General features: G+C 67.4%; 15 protein-coding genes. 8 read left to right on the plus strand and 7 right to left on the minus strand.

The genetic code is table 11. From position 1 onward, the window contains the following. Positions 1 to 52: 52 nt before the first annotated feature. The 3 genes from mraZ to dinB all read right to left on the minus strand — a co-directional run bounded on the left by mraZ (position 53) and on the right by dinB (position 2,838). The gene (mraZ, locus tag ARTB_RS09390) at positions 53 to 481 is read right to left on the minus strand and encodes a division/cell wall cluster transcriptional repressor MraZ (RefSeq protein ID WP_028275887.1); all 429 of its coding nucleotides are present in this window, start codon (positions 479 to 481) and stop codon (positions 53 to 55) included. Between the two features lie 435 nt (positions 482 to 916). Further along, complete coding sequence (locus ARTB_RS09395) at positions 917 to 1,288, minus strand: DUF3040 domain-containing protein (RefSeq protein ID WP_243179532.1); 372 nt, start codon at positions 1,286 to 1,288, stop codon at positions 917 to 919. 293 nt (positions 1,289 to 1,581) lie between these two features. Then, positions 1,582 to 2,838, minus strand: coding sequence for a DNA polymerase IV (gene dinB / locus ARTB_RS09400; RefSeq protein WP_243179533.1), 1,257 nt, complete (start codon positions 2,836 to 2,838; stop codon positions 1,582 to 1,584). Positions 2,839 to 2,953: 115 nt separating this feature from the next. Here dinB and ARTB_RS09405 point away from each other — a divergent pair, with 115 nt between their 5' ends. Then, a complete protein-coding gene (locus tag ARTB_RS09405) occupies positions 2,954 to 3,481 on the plus strand; it encodes a hypothetical protein (RefSeq protein ID WP_243179534.1) in 528 nt (175 codons plus the stop codon). Beyond that, positions 3,478 to 4,572 carry a polyprenyl synthetase family protein gene (locus tag ARTB_RS09410; protein ID WP_028275891.1) on the plus strand — a complete coding sequence of 365 codons (1,095 nt, stop codon included), beginning with the start codon at positions 3,478 to 3,480 and terminating at the stop codon, positions 4,570 to 4,572. Before ARTB_RS09405 ends, ARTB_RS09410 begins: the two co-directional genes overlap by 4 nt. 152 nt (positions 4,573 to 4,724) lie before the next feature. Here the strand turns inward: ARTB_RS09410 and ARTB_RS09415 are convergent, their stop codons facing one another. Beyond that, complete coding sequence (locus ARTB_RS09415; protein WP_026266238.1) at positions 4,725 to 5,078, minus strand: Rv2175c family DNA-binding protein; 354 nt, start codon at positions 5,076 to 5,078, stop codon at positions 4,725 to 4,727. Positions 5,079 to 5,385: 307 nt separating this feature from the next. On the opposite strand from ARTB_RS09415, the gene ARTB_RS09420 reads away from it, so the two are divergent. Continuing rightward, positions 5,386 to 6,780, plus strand: coding sequence for a lytic transglycosylase domain-containing protein (locus tag ARTB_RS09420; RefSeq protein ID WP_243179535.1), 1,395 nt, complete (start codon positions 5,386 to 5,388; stop codon positions 6,778 to 6,780). Positions 6,781 to 6,901: 121 nt separating this feature from the next. After that, positions 6,902 to 9,058, plus strand: a complete 2,157-nt coding sequence (locus ARTB_RS09425) for a Stk1 family PASTA domain-containing Ser/Thr kinase (RefSeq protein ID WP_243179536.1) — start codon at positions 6,902 to 6,904, stop codon at positions 9,056 to 9,058. A gap of 145 nt (positions 9,059 to 9,203) precedes the next feature. On the opposite strand, the gene ARTB_RS09430 is transcribed toward ARTB_RS09425, so the two are convergent. Beyond that, a complete protein-coding gene (locus tag ARTB_RS09430) occupies positions 9,204 to 10,598 on the minus strand; it encodes a class II 3-deoxy-7-phosphoheptulonate synthase (protein WP_243179595.1) in 1,395 nt (464 codons plus the stop codon). 84 nt (positions 10,599 to 10,682) lie between these two features. Further along, positions 10,683 to 11,525, minus strand: a complete 843-nt coding sequence (locus ARTB_RS09435; protein ID WP_243179537.1) for a lysophospholipid acyltransferase family protein — start codon at positions 11,523 to 11,525, stop codon at positions 10,683 to 10,685. A 112-nt stretch (positions 11,526 to 11,637) separates the two neighbouring features. Here ARTB_RS09435 and ARTB_RS09440 point away from each other — a divergent pair, with 112 nt between their 5' ends. The 3 genes from ARTB_RS09440 to ARTB_RS09450 are packed head-to-tail and all read left to right on the plus strand — an operon-like array spanning position 11,638 to position 13,953. Then, the gene (locus ARTB_RS09440; RefSeq protein WP_243179538.1) at positions 11,638 to 12,438 is read left to right on the plus strand and encodes an alpha/beta hydrolase; all 801 of its coding nucleotides are present in this window, start codon (positions 11,638 to 11,640) and stop codon (positions 12,436 to 12,438) included. Continuing rightward, complete coding sequence (locus tag ARTB_RS09445) at positions 12,435 to 13,238, plus strand: alpha/beta hydrolase (protein WP_243179539.1); 804 nt, start codon at positions 12,435 to 12,437, stop codon at positions 13,236 to 13,238. The genes ARTB_RS09440 and ARTB_RS09445 overlap by 4 nt, the downstream gene beginning before the upstream one ends. Beyond that, a complete protein-coding gene (locus tag ARTB_RS09450; RefSeq protein ID WP_243179540.1) occupies positions 13,231 to 13,953 on the plus strand; it encodes a hypothetical protein in 723 nt (240 codons plus the stop codon). Before ARTB_RS09445 ends, ARTB_RS09450 begins: the two co-directional genes overlap by 8 nt. A 57-nt stretch (positions 13,954 to 14,010) precedes the next feature. On the opposite strand, the gene ARTB_RS09455 is transcribed toward ARTB_RS09450, so the two are convergent. Further along, positions 14,011 to 15,105, minus strand: a complete 1,095-nt coding sequence (locus ARTB_RS09455; protein ID WP_243179541.1) for an ROK family glucokinase — start codon at positions 15,103 to 15,105, stop codon at positions 14,011 to 14,013. Positions 15,106 to 15,328: 223 nt separating this feature from the next. On the opposite strand from ARTB_RS09455, the gene ARTB_RS09460 reads away from it, so the two are divergent. Continuing rightward, positions 15,329 to 17,152, plus strand: a complete 1,824-nt coding sequence (locus tag ARTB_RS09460; RefSeq protein ID WP_243179542.1) for an AMP-dependent synthetase/ligase — start codon at positions 15,329 to 15,331, stop codon at positions 17,150 to 17,152. Positions 17,153 to 17,234: the final 82 nt, after the last annotated feature.

Here is a 17,234-nt window from a genome sequence, read left to right on the forward strand (position 1 = left end):
CGGCTGGAGATCTCGATCAAGGAACGTTGTTTGCTGGTGGATCAGTGGGGGTTCAGAGAATCCCCGGGATGGCGTCGTCTGTTTCCGAGAAGGCGGTTTCCTTTTCGGCCAGGTACTCATTCCAGGCCTGGGCGTCCCAGATCTCTGCCCGGGATCCTGCGCCAATGACGGCGAGTTCCCGGCCAAGACCTGCATACTCCCGGAGCGCCGGCGGAATCGTCACGCGCCCCTGCTTGTCAGGTACCTCGTCCGAGGCTCCAGAGAGGAAAACACGGATGTAGTCACGTGCCTGCTTGGAGGAAATTGGAGCCTCCCGCATCTGCTCGTGAACCCGTCCGAATTCCGCCTCACTGAAGACGTAGATGCAACGCTCCTGGCCCCTTGTGAGAACCAGCCCGCTGGCAAGTTCCTCTCGGAACTTCGCGGGGAGGATAATTCGACCTTTTTCATCCAGACGCGGCGAATGTGTGCCGAGAAACACGGCCCACCGCCTGTCTGTCTTAGGAAGTCCAACGTCCCCTGTGCTGCCACTACCCTCTTACGTCCTCCACATTACTCCACATCGCTCCACAGTCAACGACACGCCCGGGATGTTTAGACAATTCTGCGGATGTTTATCCCCCTTCTTCCCAGCATTTGCAGGGAATCGGGACTGGTGGGGGAAAGTGGAGCGATTTTTGCCTGCTTGCCTCCCGCCCCGCACCGATTGACGGGGCGCACCGGCGCGGGAGCGAATAATTCGGTGCGGTTGTCCCTTTTGCGGCGCCGTCGAAGCCAAATTCCAGCACGGCTGCAGCAAAGGCGCCGGAAATAACCGCGTTAAATGGCGAAAGACCCGCCGAAGCGGGTCTCGCGCCGCTCCCCGGCGGACCGGTGGCGGGAAGTGGAGGACTTTACGGGGCCGTCACTGAGCGGTTTAGGACTCGCCCCCGTGCCGTTCGTCCCAGCGCTGCTCGAGGTTGCTCATGAACGAACTCCTGGGCTTGCCCTGCTTGCGTCCGCCGGCTGCCCTGGCCTTGCCGACCGCAGAACTGCGCATCGTGGCGAAATAGACGCCGGCGCCCATCACAACAAAGCCGAGGACCCCGATAAAGATGTTTTGCATCGACACCCCGACCAATAACAGCAGCACGCCCGCGAGAGTCGCGAGCACGCCGATGACAAGGTGGCGGGTGGACCATGAGCGTCCGGGGACCGATCCCATTGAGCTTGCAAACTTTGGGTCGTCCTCATGCAGCTGCTTCTCAAGTTGCTCCAGCAACTTCTGTTCGTGTTCCGAGAGCGGCATCACGACCTCCTCAAGTCTGCCAACGTCCGGGCATGACGTGGCCATTGCCCTAATTCCCTAACGCCCGGGATTCCGAAGTGGTTCCCCCGTCACCGCCATTGGTGAAAAGGGGTCAATTCAGCTCTCCCGCGCCGGTCTCAGCTGGCCAGGTCGCCCGAACGGTCGATCCAGTAGTCCTAAACCTAGGTATTAATAAGGATAGATTGTTGCGGCCTGTTCTGAAAGACAGTCTTAAGGCCCTTTCGCCGCCGGAACCCTTGGGAACGGGCGGCCCGCCGGGGTTCCTGCCGGGCTTACTCGGTGGCGCCCCCGGAATCCAGGAGCCGGGCCGGAAGGACTGACTTGTTACCGAACTTCCGGGTGACAGCATCGAGGGCTTGTTCGGCGGCCCGCCAGTTGTCGTCCCGGCGGTCAAGACTGAGCTGAAGCGGGGCATCGGCGGCCTCTTCCAGCTGCTCGGCGCGGATGCCGACCAGCCGGACCGTCATGGGCCGCTCACCCACCGATTCCAGGAGCTGCACTGCCACCGCGTACAGGAGTTGGGCGCTGTCGATCGGTGTGCTCACGGTGCGGCTGCGGGTAATAGTGGAAAAGTCGGCGTAGCGCAGCTTGAGCGCCACGGTACGGGCGTGCATGCCGGCACTGCGGAGGCGCTCCGCCGTCCGGTGCGAAAGGCGCAGCAGCTCCCTGTGAAGCAGCGCGTCATCCGCGGTGTCAGTGGCGAACGTCTCCTCGGCACCAATGCTCTTTTCCAGGCGGACCGGCGTCACGGGCCGTGGATCGATGCCCCAGGAGAGCCGGTAGACATGCTCCCCCGATGCGCCCAGCAGCTTGCGCAGCGAGGGCAGCGGCGACGCGGCGACGTCCGCCACCGTCCTGATGCCCCGGCGGGCCAGCACCTCCACGGTCTTGCCGCCGACTCCCCAGAGCGCACTGACAGGAAGGCTGTGCAGGTAGGGGACGGTTTCCTCCGGCCGGATCAGCAGCAGTCCGTCCGGTTTGCAGCGGGTGGACGCGATCTTGGCCACAAACTTGCTGGCGGCGATGCCCACTGATGCCGTGATGCCCAGCTCCCGGAACACGCGGGCCCGGATGAGTTCGCCAATCTCCCGTGGCGGCCCGAGCCTCCGGATGGCTCCCCCGACGTCCAGGAACGCCTCATCCACGCTGAGCGGCTCGACGAGGTCGGTGATGGAACCAAAGATTGCCATGATCTGGCCGGACACTTCGTAGTACAGCTTGTGGCGAGGCTCGATGATGACAGCCGAGGGGCACATCCGCGCCGCCACCACCATGGGCATCGCCGATCTGACGCCGAAGGCGCGGGCCTCATAGGACGCGGAGAGCACCACGGAGCGGTCCGCGGGGTAGCCCACGATCACGGGCTTTCCCTTCAGCTCAGGCCGGCTGCGCAACTCCACGGAGACAAAGAAGGCGTCCATGTCCACGTGCATGATGCTGCTGCGCCGCAGTTCCAGCAGGGACTCCCCGCCCAGGCTGCCGGCGGGCTGGATCTGGGGCTGCGCATTCGAGGGCCCGTTGGGGTGCATATTCCTCTGCGCTCCCTGCTGATTCTCTGCGTCCGGCCCCACGTCTTCAATCCTATGCCCGGGGACTGACTAAACTGGAGGCTGATTCCGCTTCAACCCCAGGAGGAAAGTCCCTGTGAAGGTATTTGGACAGCGCAAACGTGCCGCAGCCGCCATCGCGGCGGCTGGCGCGCTATTGGCCTTGGCCGCATGCACGCCTGCCGGCACCGGGAGCCCGGCGGCGTCGCCGGCGTCGACCCCGGACGCCTCTGCGCAGTCCTCCACCACGGCTCCCCCCAGCCCTTCCGCGGAGCCCGGCACGTCAGCCACGGTCGGCGCCCTCGTGCCCGGCTTCCCGCAGAAACTCCTGCCGCTGATGCCCGGAGCCCAGGTGGTCTCCAGCAGCTTCGACAAAACCACGGTGCCGGCAACCGCGGCACTGGTCGGCAGCATCACCGCCCCGGCCGCCGATGTCCTGGCTTTCTACGCCAAGAGGCTGCAGGCGCAGGGCTTCAAGCCCGTACCCGGGGAAACCGTCGGCGCCCTGCCGTCCAAGGACTTCCTGCGCGGGGACAACGAAACCGTGAACATCTCCGTCATGCAGACAACAGGGGTGTCCACGTTCACGATCGGTGCGAACGTCGCTGCCGAGTCCGTCAAGTGAGTCTCGCCGAACAGCTGCGGCTCGAGCAGGCGGATTACGTGGCCGCCGTCGCCGGCAAGCTCACCGAGTTCCTGACCAGCCGCCAGGCCATCATGGCCTCGATCTCCCAGGACATCGATCCGCTCATGGGCTCGATCTCAAACCTGGTCACGGGCGGAAAGCGCCTGCGGGCGCTCATGTGCTACTGGGGATGGCGCGGCGCCGGCGGAGAAGCCGGCGCGGCCGAGGTGGTCACGGCCGGCTCGGCCCTGGAGCTGTTCCAGGCCGCGGCCCTGATCCACGATGACATCATTGACCGCTCGGACACCCGCCGGGGCGGACCCAGCGTCCACCGCAGGTTCATTGAATTGCACGAGGCCCAGGGCTGGGCGCTGGACAGCGAGCGGTTCGGCCATGCGGCAGCGATCCTGACCGGGGATCTATGCCTGTCCTTCAGCGAGGAATCGTTCACGGAGATCGGACACCGTGCCGCCTCCGGCAGCCCGGCACGGCTGATCTTCAACCTCATGCGCGCAGAAGTCATGGCCGGGCAGTACCTCGACATCCTGGAAGAGGTCGCCGGGCCCCGGCGGGACCGTGCGGGGGCCGTCAGCCGGGCCCAGTCCATCATCCGGTTCAAGTCGGCCAAATACTCCACTGAACACCCGCTCGCCCTCGGCGGCGCCCTGGCCGGCGCCGGCGACGAGCTGCTGCGCGGCTATTCCGCCTTCGCCCTGCCGCTCGGCGAGGCGTTCCAACTGCGGGACGATGTCCTTGGCGTCTTCGGTGACCCCGTCACCACCGGCAAACCTGCCGGGGACGATCTCCGTGAGGGCAAGCGCACGGTCCTGGTGGCCTTCGCCCTGGACCAGGCCTCGGCGGCCGAATCAGAGTTCATCGACGCCAAGCTGGGCAGCCCCGATCTCGGGGATGCAGACATCGAGGAGATCCGGCGGATCATCGTGGACTGCGGCGCGCTCCAGGCCACGGAAGTGCTCATCGAGGAGTTCGGCAAGGCCGCCTTCGCTGCCCTGGACCTGTTGCCGCTTCAGGAGCTGCCCAAAACCGCGCTCCGCAGGCTGGCAGAAGCCACGGTCAGCCGCGCGGCTTAACCCTGCCCTCACGCCGGTAACGCCTTTTAACCGGTAACGCCTTTTAAGAGGTGCCTTGAAACGCGGCGGGCCGTGCACTGCGCTTGCGCTGTGCACGGCCCGTGATGGCACGTCCGGGGGATGCTGCCGGCGCAGTTGCTGCCGGTGTGCTTTTACCAGGCCAGTGATTGTGCCCTGCGGCGAATTTCGGTCTTGCGACCTTCCCGCAGGGCGTCAATGGGCCGGCCGCGGAGGGAATCGTCCGGCGTAAAGAGCCAGTTGATCAGTTCCTCATCCGAGTATCCGGCGTCTGAGAGAACAACAATGGTGCCTTTCAGGCTCTCCACCGCATGCCCGTCCTGGATGAAAGCCGCAGGCACGGACCGGATGCGCCGGTCGCCGATTCTCACGGCCGCCAGCGCACGCTCGTCCAGCAATGCATGGACCTTGGTGATAGATACGTTCAGAAGCTGTGCGACATCGGGCAGGGGCAGCCATTCGCCCACGAGGCTTTCTACATTACTCACGCATAAAGATTGCCACGGGCGGTGCCCCGCCGCCTAGTCGGCATCCGCAGAATTCACGCTGCGGCCATGGCCGGTCCCGCCGCGCCGGAATGCCGCCAGGCTTCACCGGGGACTCCCGTGGAACGACTTTCGGGCGACACTCCACCGGAAACGGGTTTGCGGAATGTCAAACGGTTCTTGTGCTAATTGCCAATTCATGAGAGATTCACATAGATCACATTTGTAACAGAAATAACTTTTGTCACACTGGTAACACCAGTTCTACCGGCCTGACCGCAGCGTTGCCGCTGAGAAGAGGATCTTTCCAATGACAACCTCACGTTCGCCACAGCTCCGTCCGGGGCGCAGCCTGCCGCTCATCGCGGCGACGACGGCGGCGCTTCCCGCCGTCGTGCTTTCCTCCCTGGCGATCGCCCAGCCTGCCGCAGCCGAATCGCGGGTGCGCTCGGTCCCGGCAACGCTCGCGGCCGCCATGCGTGCCCAGGCGACGGCTGACGCGGCGACATCCCTGAAGGCGGCAGTGATCCCGGCCGCCTCCGTCCCGGTGACGCTGCCGAGCGCCTTGCGGCCCGCGCAGGCGGCGGCTCCGGCCGCCTACACGATCGCCCGCGGCGACACCATCAGTGCCATTGCCGGCCGCTACGGCCTGGACACGTTTGCCGTGCTCAAGCTGAACAACCTGCAGCCGAACACGATCATCTACCCGGGGCAGAAGATCAAGCTCACGGGCTCGACGCCGGCGCCGGCAGCGCCCAAACCGTCCGCACCGGCGAAATCGACGCCGGCAACGCCCGCCTCGGGCGGAGGCAGCGTGTACGTCGTCAAGTCCGGCGACACTCTGAGCGCCATCGCCAGCCGCCACGGCGTTGGTCTTTCCGAGATCTTCAAGTGGAACGGGCTCGGGATGAGCTCCGTGATCTATCCCGGCCAGACGGTCAAGGTCGGCGGCGGTTCCAGCACGCCGGCCACCTCCGCACCCGTGGCCACCTCCGCACCCAAGCCGTCGGCGCCCGCGCCCGCCAGTTCCGGCTCCTACACCATCAGGGCCGGCGACACCCTCTCCGGCATCGCGGCCCGCAACGGTGTCAGGCTCTCGGACGTCCTGTCGGCCAACCGGCTGACAATGTCGAGCATCATTTACCCCGGCCAGAAGCTCGTCATCCCCGGCGCGTCGACCATCGCACCGGCATCAAGCACGCCTGCCCCCACCACGCCCCTCGTGCCCAGCACGTTCCTCGGGTTCAGCTACCCGGCCGCGGTGGTCAGCTCGGCCAACCAGAACAAGGCGCTGCTCAACGCCTCCCCGGTGCCCACCCGCCAGCAGATGAAGTCGATCGTGGCGGACACGGCCCGGCGCATGGGCGTGGACGCCAGCCTTGCACTGGCCTTTGCCTTCCAGGAATCCGGCTTCGACCAGCGTGCCGTGTCACCGGCCAACGCGATCGGCACCATGCAGGTCATCCCGTCCTCCGGCGAATGGGCCTCCGATCTGGTGGGCCGCAAGCTGAACCTGCTCGATCCGTACGACAACGCCACGGCAGGCATCGCAATCATCCGCCAGTTGGTCCGCACGAGCCCGGATGTGGACACCGCAATCGCCGGCTACTACCAGGGCCAGTACTCGGTGAGCCAGAACGGCATGTTCGAGGACACCAAGGGCTACGTCGCCGCCATCAAGGCCAACCAGCAGCTGTTCGGCTAAACCCGGCCGTTCGGCCAACTACAGACTCCAGCACAGGCTCCCTTTCGGCGGAGCGTGACGCTACGGGCCCGGATCGCATGTTGATTCGGGCCCGTTTCTGTCCAGCGACTACGATTGTAGGGTGCAGGAATACGTGTCGGATGCTCTCGTAGGGAACCTGGTGGACAACCGCTACCAGGTTCGATCCAGGCTTGCCCGCGGCGGGATGTCCACCGTGTACCTCGCCACGGACCAGCGCCTTGAGCGTGATGTCGCGCTGAAGGTGCTCCATCCCCATCTGGCCGACGACCCGCAGTTCCTCGATCGGCTGGGCCGCGAAGCCAAGGCTGCCGCCCGGCTCTCCCACCCGCACGTCGTGGGCGTCCTGGATCAGGGCGAAGACGGCCGGCTCGCCTATCTGGTCATGGAGTTCATCAAGGGCCACACGCTGCGGGATGTCCTCAATGACAAGGGCGCCCTGTCGCCGCGGCTGGCCCTGGCGCTGATCGATCCGGTCGTCGAAGGCCTCGGCGCCGCGCACGCCGCCGGAATGATCCACCGGGACATCAAGCCCGAAAACGTCCTGATCGCCGACGACGGGCGGATCAAGCTCGGCGACTTCGGCCTGGCCCGCGCTATCTCGACGTCCACCAGCACGGGCGCCCTGATCGGGACCGTCGCCTACATCTCCCCCGAACTTGTCCTGGGCAAACAGGCAGATGCCCGCAGCGACATCTATTCGGTCGGGATCATGCTTTACGAAATGGTCACGGGCCGGCAGCCGTTCGAAGGCGACGTGCCCATCCAGGTCGCCTACCAGCACGTCAATTCCACCGTCGCAGCGCCTTCGCTGGAGGTGCCCGGGCTGGCTGAGGAGATCGACGAACTCGTCCAGTGGTGCACGGACCGGGACCCGGACAAGCGCCCCGTCGACGGCAGCGCCCTGTTGTCCGAGCTCCGGCACATCAGGACCAACCTCAGCGACGCCGAACTCGACCTCCAGCCGCCGGCGGCTCGCAGCACCCTGCCGGCCGTAGCAGCACCGCCAACCCGGCCGCCAGGCGGTACCGGTCCGGCGTCGGACGCGCAGGCAACGGCCCACGTGCTGCCGCCCACCGGAATGCCCACGGAGTTGCAGACTGAGGTATACGGCAGCCTAGCCCGGCCCACCGAGATGATTTCCCGCACCGGCGGCAACCCGACCACCGTGATGTCCGGTGCCCCGCGGCGTCCGGCCTACGGACCGTTGTCCACCCCGGACGAGGCGGCTTACGACGGCGCCGGGTATGACGGCCCGGCGGAGAGCGCGGTTGCCCCCAGCAAACGCGCCCAGCGCAGGCTGGACCGGGACGAGGAGAAGGCGCGCCAGCGCGCCGCCGCCACGCCCACCAGGACCCTGCACGAGGGCAACCCCCGGCGCCGCGGCTTGCTGTGGATCGTCCTGCTCGTCGTCGCGGCGCTGCTCGCCGCCGTCGCCGGCTGGTTCTTCGGCATGGGTCCCGGGTCGCCGGGAACGATTCCCCCGGTGGCGAACAAGACCGTTGCCGAGGCCCAGGACCTGCTCCGCACCGCCGGCTTCCAATCCACCGTGAAGGATGTCTTCGACGACGACGTCTCGCCCGGGCTCGTGGTCGGCTCGGAGCCGACCGCCGGAGAGGTCATCCGCAAGTTCCAGCCGGTGTCGCTGGCCGTCTCCAAGGGCCCGGAGCTGTTCCCGCTGCCGGAACTGGCCGGCAAGAGCCTGGGCGAGGCCAAGACCACGCTCAACGGCGCCCAGATGGCTCTGGGCCCGATCACCGAGACCTTCGACGAGAAGGCGCCGGCCGGAACCGTCCTTGCCCAGGCTCCGCGCAGCGGCAACCCGGTCAGGCACGGGACGCCCGTGGGCCTGACCGTCTCGAAGGGCCCCCAGCCCATCCCGGTCCCGGATGTCCGCGGGCAGGCGCAGGACACCGCTGTAAAGGCCCTTGAGGATGCAGGCCTGAAGGCCGTGGTGGCCCCGGAAGCAGTCAATGACAGGAATGTCCCCGAGGGCGCGGTGCTGGCGCAGGACCCGGCCTCCGGCAACCTGACCAAGGGCGGCACCGTCACCTTGACCATCTCGAAGGGCCCGAAGCTCGTCGAGGTGCCCAGCTTCATCGGCAAGCAGGCCTCGGAGGCCCAGGAAGCCCTTGAGAAACTCGGCTTCAAGGTCCAGGTCGATAACATCCTCGGCGGTTTCTTCGGCACGGTCCGGGACCAGAATCCCGTGGACACGAAGGCCCCGGAAGGCTCGACCGTCACGCTCACCGTCGTCTGACCGGCACCCCGCTCCGGCCCCTGCCGTCGCACAAGAAAGCTCCGCCCGGCTGCTGTAGCCGGGCGGAGCTCTTTGTCAGAACGCGTTCTGTGGGAAACGTTCTGTCGGAATGCGTTCCGCCAGACGCGTTCTGTCCATCAGTGCGTCAGCGCTTGGAGAGCGCTCCGGCCACCAGGAACGCCATCTCGAGCGACTGCATGTGGTTCAGGCGCGGATCGCAGACGGACTCGTAGCGGTCCAGGAAGGCTTCCTGGTCGATCGGGTCGGCTCCGCCGAGGCACTCGGCGACGTCGTCACCCGTCATCTCCACGTGCAGGCCGCCGGGAACGGTGCCGAGCGCGTGGTGGACTTCGAAGAATCCGCGCACTTCATCAATGACGTCGTCGAAATTGCGGGTCTTGTAGCCGTTGGGCGAGGTGACCGTGTTCCCGTGCATGGGGTCGGTGACCCAAAGGACCTGGGCCCCGGAAGCGGTGACGCGCTCGACGATCGCCGGCAGCTTCTCGCGGATGTTGCCCGCACCCATGCGGGTGATGAAGGTGAGCCGGCCGGGCTCCCGGTTCGGATCCAGCTTGTCGATCAGGCGCAGGGCGTCGTCGCCGCTGGTCGACGGGCCGAGCTTGACGCCGATCGGGTTGCGGACCCGGGAGAGGAAGTCAACGTGTGCGTGGTCCAGCTCGCGGGTCCGCTCCCCGATCCAGAGGAAGTGCGCGGAGGTGTCGTAGGGCAGCCCCGTGCGCGAGTCGATGCGGGTCAGGGCGCGCTCGTAGTCCAGCAGCAGGGCCTCGTGGCTCGCGTAGAATTCCACCCGCTTCAGGGCCTCGAAATCGGCACCGCAGGAGGCCATGAACTTGATGGCGCGGTCGATGTCCCGGGCCAGGGACTCGTAGCGGGCGTGGGCCGGGTTCTCGGTGAAGCCCTTGTTCCACTGGTGCACCAGGCGCAGGTCCGCGAAACCGCCCTGGGTGAAGGCGCGGATCAGGTTCAGCGTCGAAGCGGAGGTGTGGTAGGCCTTGAGCATCCGGCCGGCGTCGTGGGCGCGGGACTCAGGCGTGAAATCGTAGCCGTTGACGATGTCGCCCCGGTAGGCCGGCAGGGTGACGCCCTCGCGCGTTTCATCGTTGGAGGAGCGGGGCTTGGCGAACTGGCCAGCCATGCGGCCCATCTTGATGACGGGCATGGCCGCGCCGTAGGTCAGGACAACGGCCATCTGCAGGATGGTCCGGACGCGGGCGCTGATCTTGTCCGCCGTCGCGGCTTCGAAGGTCTCGGCGCAGTCGCCGCCCTGGAGCAGGAACGCCTTGCCCTGCGCGGCGGCGGCGAGCCGTTCGCGAAGGATGTCCACTTCGCCGGCGAACACGAGGGGCGGGAGGACGGAAAGTTCCTTGACGGACGCCTCGAACACAGCCGGGTCCGACCAGGTGGGCTGCTGCGAGGCCGGGAGCTCCCGCCAGTTGTCCAGTCCGGGATAGTTGGCGGCTCCGCTCTGGGCGGTGCTGGTCAGCGGGGAAACTGGTTTCTCAGATAGCTCGGTCACTATCTAAGGATAGTAGTCCCATCAAGGTTCGGGGGCCCTGCCTGTCATTGACAGCCCGGCTGCCGTCATATGGCGCCCGTGGCCCGCTCATGCGGGGCCGGGAACCTCCGGCCCCGCGTCCCCGGCAGCGGTTTCATTCGGGGTTTCCGGTGGGGCCGTGTTTGGGGCTTCGTTCGGGGTATTGCCGGCGGCCGCATCCTGCACCGCGTCAGGGCCCGCAAGGGTTTTGTCCGGGGCCGCGTCCTGCGCTTTGCCCGCCAGGCGGAGCTTTACGACGGCGGCGTACTCATCCACGTATTCCTGGCCGGAGAGGCGCATGAGTTCGTACATGATCTCGTCGGTCACTGAACGCTGGATCAGCCGGTCATCCTCCATGCCGTAGTAGCGGCTGAAGTCGAGCGGTTCGCCAAAGATCATGCCGATGCGGCGGATGTTGGGCACGCGCTTGCCGATCGGCTGGACTTTGTCCGTTCCGATCATTGCCACCGGGACGACCGGAACACGGGCCTGCAGCGCAAGGCGCGCAACCCCCACCTTGCCGCGGTAGAGGCGCCCGTCGGGGCTCCGGGTCCCCTCGGGGTAGATGCCCAGGAGGGAACCCTTCTTGAGCACGTCCATGCCGGCGTTCAGCGACTGCGCGGACGCAGCGCCCCCGGACCGGTCCATGGGGAGCTGGTTGGTGAGCCGGAAGAAGGCTGCGGTCAGCCTGCCCTTGATCCCGGTGCCGGTGAAGTATTCGGATTTCGCCAGGAACGCCACCGGCCGCGGCACCATGACCGGCATGAAGATGGAATCCGAGAAGGAGAGGTGGTTCGAGGCAAGGATCGCGGCGCCCTCAGCAGGGACGTTGTCAAGGCCCTTGACCCAGGGCCGGAACAGCAGCCTGAGCACCGGCCCCAGGACAAACGTCTTCATGAACCAATAAAACACTCGGCAACCTCTCCGGAAGGCGTCTGGCCTGCGGCCCGAACCGGGTCCGGCCAGGCTTCAATGGACACCTTACTCTAGTGAGTTTTGGCGCTAAGGGTGACACGATGGGCTCATGACTGAAAGCAGCACTCCCCCTGCGCCCGCCGCTTTCAGCTACCCCGGCCACGGCCCCAACGCCCGGACCGGTGTGGCCATCTGCCACGGCTTCACAGGCAGCCCGCTCAGCGTCCTGCCGTGGGCCCGCCACCTCGCCGCCCAGGGCTTCGCCGTATCGGTACCGCTTCTGCCCGGGCACGGCACCCACTGGCGGGACCTCGCCCGGCAGGGCTGGCAGGACTGGTACAGGAGCTTTGAAACGGCGTACCTGGACCTGGCCGGCCGGACTGATGACTGCTACGTCGCGGGACTGTCCATGGGCGGCACGATCGCCCTGCGTACCGCGGCCCGCCACGGCGTGGCCGGCGTGGCGGCTGTCAACCCCGGCCTGAGCTTCTATGACCGCAGGGTCCGGATCGTGGGACTGCTCAAGTACTTCCAGCGCACCACCACGCCCATCCAGGAGGAGAATTCCACGGCGGCCACCACCGACGACGGTGACTACTCCGTGACCCCGCTGGCCGCCGTCCACCAGTTGCGCCGGCTGTTCGCCGCGACCCTCCGGGACCTGCCGTCCGTCTCCGCCCCTGCCCTGGTGTTCAAGTCGGACACCGACGCCGTGGTCCCGCCGTCATCCCTGGCGCTGCTGCGCAGGCGGCTCGGGTCCCGGGAACTCACGGTGGTTCCCCTCCCGCACAGCGGGCACGTTGCCACCATGGACGCCGATGCGCCGCTACTCTTTGAAGAATCAGTGCGTTTCTTCCTGCAGCACGCCCACGCCATTTCGCCGCCCCGCGCCCCCTCGGAGACCCCATGAGCATCCTCCCGGACCACTCGCCGTTCAGCAGCCCGTTCACGGGAACCATCCCCCGGACCGGCGTCGTGGTCTCGCACGGCTTCACCGGCAGCCCGCACGGTGTGCGGGACTGGGCGTTGTCCTTGGCCGGTGCCGGGTTCGCCGTCCGGCTGCCCCTGCTGCCGGGGCACGGAACGAGCTGGCAGGAGCTGGCCAAGACCCGGTGGCAGGACTGGCATGCTGCCTTGGACGCGGCCTACCTGGAGCTTGCGGAAGAATGCGACATCGTGGTCGTGGCGGGGCTGTCCATGGGCGGCGCCCTCGCGTTTCGGATCGCGGCCACCCGCCCTGTGGCGGGGGTGGTGGTGGTCAACCCCGGCCTGGTTATCGATGATCCCCGCGCCCCGCTGGCGGGCGTCTTGAAGTTTGTCCTCAAGAGCACCCCTGCGATCGCCAATGACATCCTCAAACCGGGCATGGACGAGTGCGCCTACCCGCGCACTCCGGTGGCCGCCGCGCACGAGCTCAACAAGATGTTCAAGGACACCGTGCGGCTGCTGCCCCGCGTCACGGCTCCGGTCCGGGTCTACCGTTCCACGGTGGACCATGTGGTGTCCGAATCCAGCATGGAGGCCCTGCGCCGCGGGTTGACCAACGCCCCGCTCGAGGTGGTCCGGCTGGAAAACAGCTACCACGTCGCTACCATGGACAACGACGCGCCCGAGATCTTCCGTGGCACGGCCGAATTTGTCCGGTATGTTGCAGCCGCAGCCGGTCCGGGCGCCGCCCGCGCCAGCCGGAAGGACACGGCCAATGACTAAACCGGACCCCGGCGTCCCTGACCCCGAGACCCCTGACCCCGAGATCCCTGACCCAGAAAACGACAGGTCGCCTGGCGCTGACGCATCCGGCCTCCAGCGCCCGGGCACCACCCCGCCCCCTGAGGCGCAGGACCCGGCCGCCGCGGCCGCACCGCTTGCCGATGACGACGCCGTGTGGCTGGATCTCGTCGCCAGGCTGGAAGGGGTCGGGCAAGGCGGGGACGAGGCAGTTGGGGGAACTGACGGCCCGGCCGGCGGAACGGACAGCGCCGCCGGCACCGGCGCTCGCTCCGGCGCCGGCACCGGTGCGAACAGGTCGTTCAGCGATTTCGACCCGCTGGGCCTCGCCGGCGTCGCGCCGATCGAACTTTCCGCCAGGGAGCGGCTCGCCTCCGCCCCGGGGAACCCGGCCGCGGGCAGCAATGAGGCGCCGGACACCGCATCCGGCCCCCGGGACTACGAGGCCGACGACGACGATGGCGTGTTCGTCCCGGAGGAGCCGCCCAGCCTGGCCGGTGCAGATCCGATGACCGTCCTTGCCTGGATTGGCGCGGTGGGCGGCCCGATTGCGCTCGTGTTCTCGGCGATGTTCTGGCGGTCGGCCCCGACGCTGGCGATCGTGGGCATGGTGGCCGCGTTCGCGGCCTCCGTGGTGTTCCTGATCATGAAGCTGCCGGGCGAGAAGGACGAGCACGACGACGGGGCTCGCATCTAGTCCACCGGTCAGGGCGCCAGCCACCGCGCTGGTTGGTTCAGGGCCCAGGAAGGCACGCTACTGGGTGTGCATGCGGCTGCTGACCCGGGAGAGGTCGGCGGCGCCGATCAGTCCGGCGTTGGGTCCCAGGGCGGCCAGTTCGATCTCCGCCGCGGGGCGGAAGCCGCGGCCGGTGAGGTTCCGCGCGAAGGCCTTCCGGGCGGGCGCGACGAGCAGCTCGCCGGCGTCGCAGAGTCCGCCGCCGATCACGAACTTGCCTGGGTCCAGTGCCGCTGCGAGGTTCGCCAGGCCAAGGCCCAGCCATTCCCCGACGTCCTCGAGGAGTTCGCGGGAGGTCTGGTCCCCGGCCTTGGCCAGCTCCGTCACGATCACGCCCGTAATGCGTTCCACGTCGCCGTCCACGGCCTTGAGCAGTTCCTGGGCAACCGGGGAATTCGCGGCGGCCAGTTCCCTGGCCTCGCGGCCGAGCGCATTGCCCGAGGCGTATTGTTCCCAGCAGCCGCGGTTGCCGCACTCGCAGCGGTGCCCGCCCGGCATGATGATTTGGTGGCCGAACTCCCCCGCCACACCGAAGCGGCCGCGTTCGAGCCGTCCGTCCATGACCATGGCCCCCCCGATTCCGGTTCCCAGGGTGATGCAGACCAGACGGTCCTGTCCCTGTCCGGCGCCGAAGCGCCATTCCGCCCAGGCGGCGGCGTCGGCGTCGTTGGTCAGCAGGACGGGGCGGCGCAGCAGCCGCTGCAGGTTCTCGCGCAGCGGTTCATTGCGCCAGGCCAGGTGCGGGCTGAAGAGGACAGTGCCGCCGTCGAGGTCCATCCAGCCGGCAGCGCCGATTCCGACCGACCAGATCCGGTGTCCGGTGCCCAGCTCTCCGACGAGTTCGACAATGACCTGTTCCACGGCGCGCGGGTCGTTGCCCGGGGTGGAGCGTTTGGCCTGGCTGAGGATCCTGCCCTCGGCGTCCACCACGCCGGCAGCAACCTTGGTTCCCCCGATGTCGACGCCGATCGCCAGGCCCTTGCGGCCCAGCCGCAGGTGTGAGCGGAGGTCATGCCCGGCCGTGGCGGCCGCGGCGCCGGCCAGGGTCCTGCTTCGCCAGGCGGCGGTCCGGCGGCGCAGGCCGGGCTGCCGGCCGGGTGTTGGTGTCTGCATGGTGCCCCATTCTATTCGCCGGGGCCGCAACGGCAGCGAAGGCCCGGCCGCATGACGCGGCAGCAGAGCGCCGCGCACGTGCCCGCAGCATCCCCGACTGGCGGAACGGCGGTCCCGACCGTAAAGTTACTGGCCAGTAGGTGTCGCAGAACACACCTTCGGGGGGCCGCATACTAGGCTTAGCGGTACCCCTTGCGGGCCTATGGATACCAAAGGAGCTGTCGTGCGAGAAATCATTGTCCCGCCCCTGGTGAATGTCGATCCGGACACCAATGTCACCGATCTCGTGGTGCGCCAGGCGGCCAAGGCTTCCAACCCTGCGCTGTTCTCGCGGCTCGACGCAGCCGGCCAGTGGCAGGACGTCCGCGCCACCGAATTCCTGGCCGACGTCTCGGCCCTCGCCAAGGGCCTCATGGCCAGCGGTGTGGCCGCCGGCGACCGGGTGGGCATCATGTCCCGCACCCGGTATGAATGGGCCCTGATCGACTTCGCCATCTGGTTCGCCGGCGCCGTCTCGGTCCCGATCTATGAAACCTCCTCCCCCTCCCAGGTGGCCTGGAACCTTGGCGACTCCGGCGCCGTGGCCGCGTTCGGCGAATCGGCGCACCACGAGGACATCATCCGGCAGGCGGCCACCTCCGAGGGCCTCACCGCCCTGGGGCATGTCTGGCAGCTCGAGGGCGACAGCCTGGACGAGGTCCGTGCGGCCGGAGCCGGCGTCAGCGACGCCGAGCTTGAAGCACGCCGCAGCCAGGCGTCCCTGAACGATGTCGCCACGATCATCTACACCTCGGGCACCACCGGCCGGCCCAAGGGCTGCGAGCTGACGCACGGCAACTTCGTGGAACTGTCCGAGAACGCGCTGGTCACGTCGCTGGGCACGATCGTCCACGAGCAGGCACGGACCATCATGTTCCTGCCCATGGCCCACGTCTTCGCACGCTTCATCTCTGTGCTGGCAGTCGCGGCCGGCGTCACGGTGGCGCACACCCCGGATATCAAGAACCTGCTGCCGGATCTGCAGAGCTACAAACCGACCTTTATCCTCGCCGTCCCGCGCGTTTTCGAGAAGGTCTACAACTCGGCCCTGACCAAGGCCGAGGACGGCGGCAAGGGCGCCATCTTCCACCGCGCCGCGGACACCGCCATCGAATTCTCCCGGGCCCGGCAGGCCGGCAAGGTCGGGCTCGTACTGAAGCTCAAGCACGCCGTGTTCGACAAGCTCGTGTACAGCAAGCTCCGGGCCGCCATGGGCGGGAACGTCTCCCATGCCGTTTCCGGCGGCGGCCCGCTCGGCGAACGGCTGGGCCACTTCTTCCAGGGCATCGGCATGCAGATCCTGGAAGGGTACGGGCTGACTGAAACCACGGCCCCGGTCACGGTCAACACCCCCGACCTGATCAAGATCGGCACCGTCGGCGCCCCGATTCCGGGCAACTCCGTCAGGATCGCGGACGACGGCGAGATCCTCGCCAAGGGCGTGTGCGTCATGCGCGGCTACTACAAGCGCGATGACCTGTCCGCCGCGACCTTCGACGACGACGGCTGGTTCCGCACGGGAGACATCGGCCAGCTGGACGAGGCTGGATTCCTGACCATCACCGGGCGCAAGAAGGAAATCATCGTCACGGCCGGCGGCAAGAACGTGGTCCCTGCCCTGCTGGAAGACCAGATCCGGGCCGACGCGCTCGTCTCGCAGGTGCTCGTGGTGGGCGACAACCGCCCGTTCATCGGCGCCCTGGTGACCCTGGACGAGGAAGCCCTCCCCGGCTGGCTGGGCCGCCACGGGCTCCCGGCCTCGACCCCTCTCGCCGAGGCTGCCGTCAACCCCGCCGTCAAGGCCGCGGTCCAGGAGCTCATCAACCACGCCAACCAGTCCGTATCCCAGGCCGAGGCGATCAAGTCCTTCCGGATCGTGCCGGCCGACTTCACCGAGGCCTCCGGACATCTGACCCCCTCCATGAAGGTCAAGCGGGCCCAGGTGCTCAAGGACTTCGAGAACGTGATCGAGGAAATGTACAGCGCCAAGCGACCCACCCTCGCCTAGGCTGCAACCGCGACCGCCCCGCACCAGAGCAACGCGGGGTCAGATACGGCCCATCCGGCGCCCCTCATGGGCCGTATCTGGC

Origin of the sequence: Arthrobacter humicola (assembly GCF_022803015.1) — a bacterium.
Taxonomy (GTDB): domain Bacteria; phylum Actinomycetota; class Actinomycetes; order Actinomycetales; family Micrococcaceae; genus Arthrobacter; species Arthrobacter humicola_A.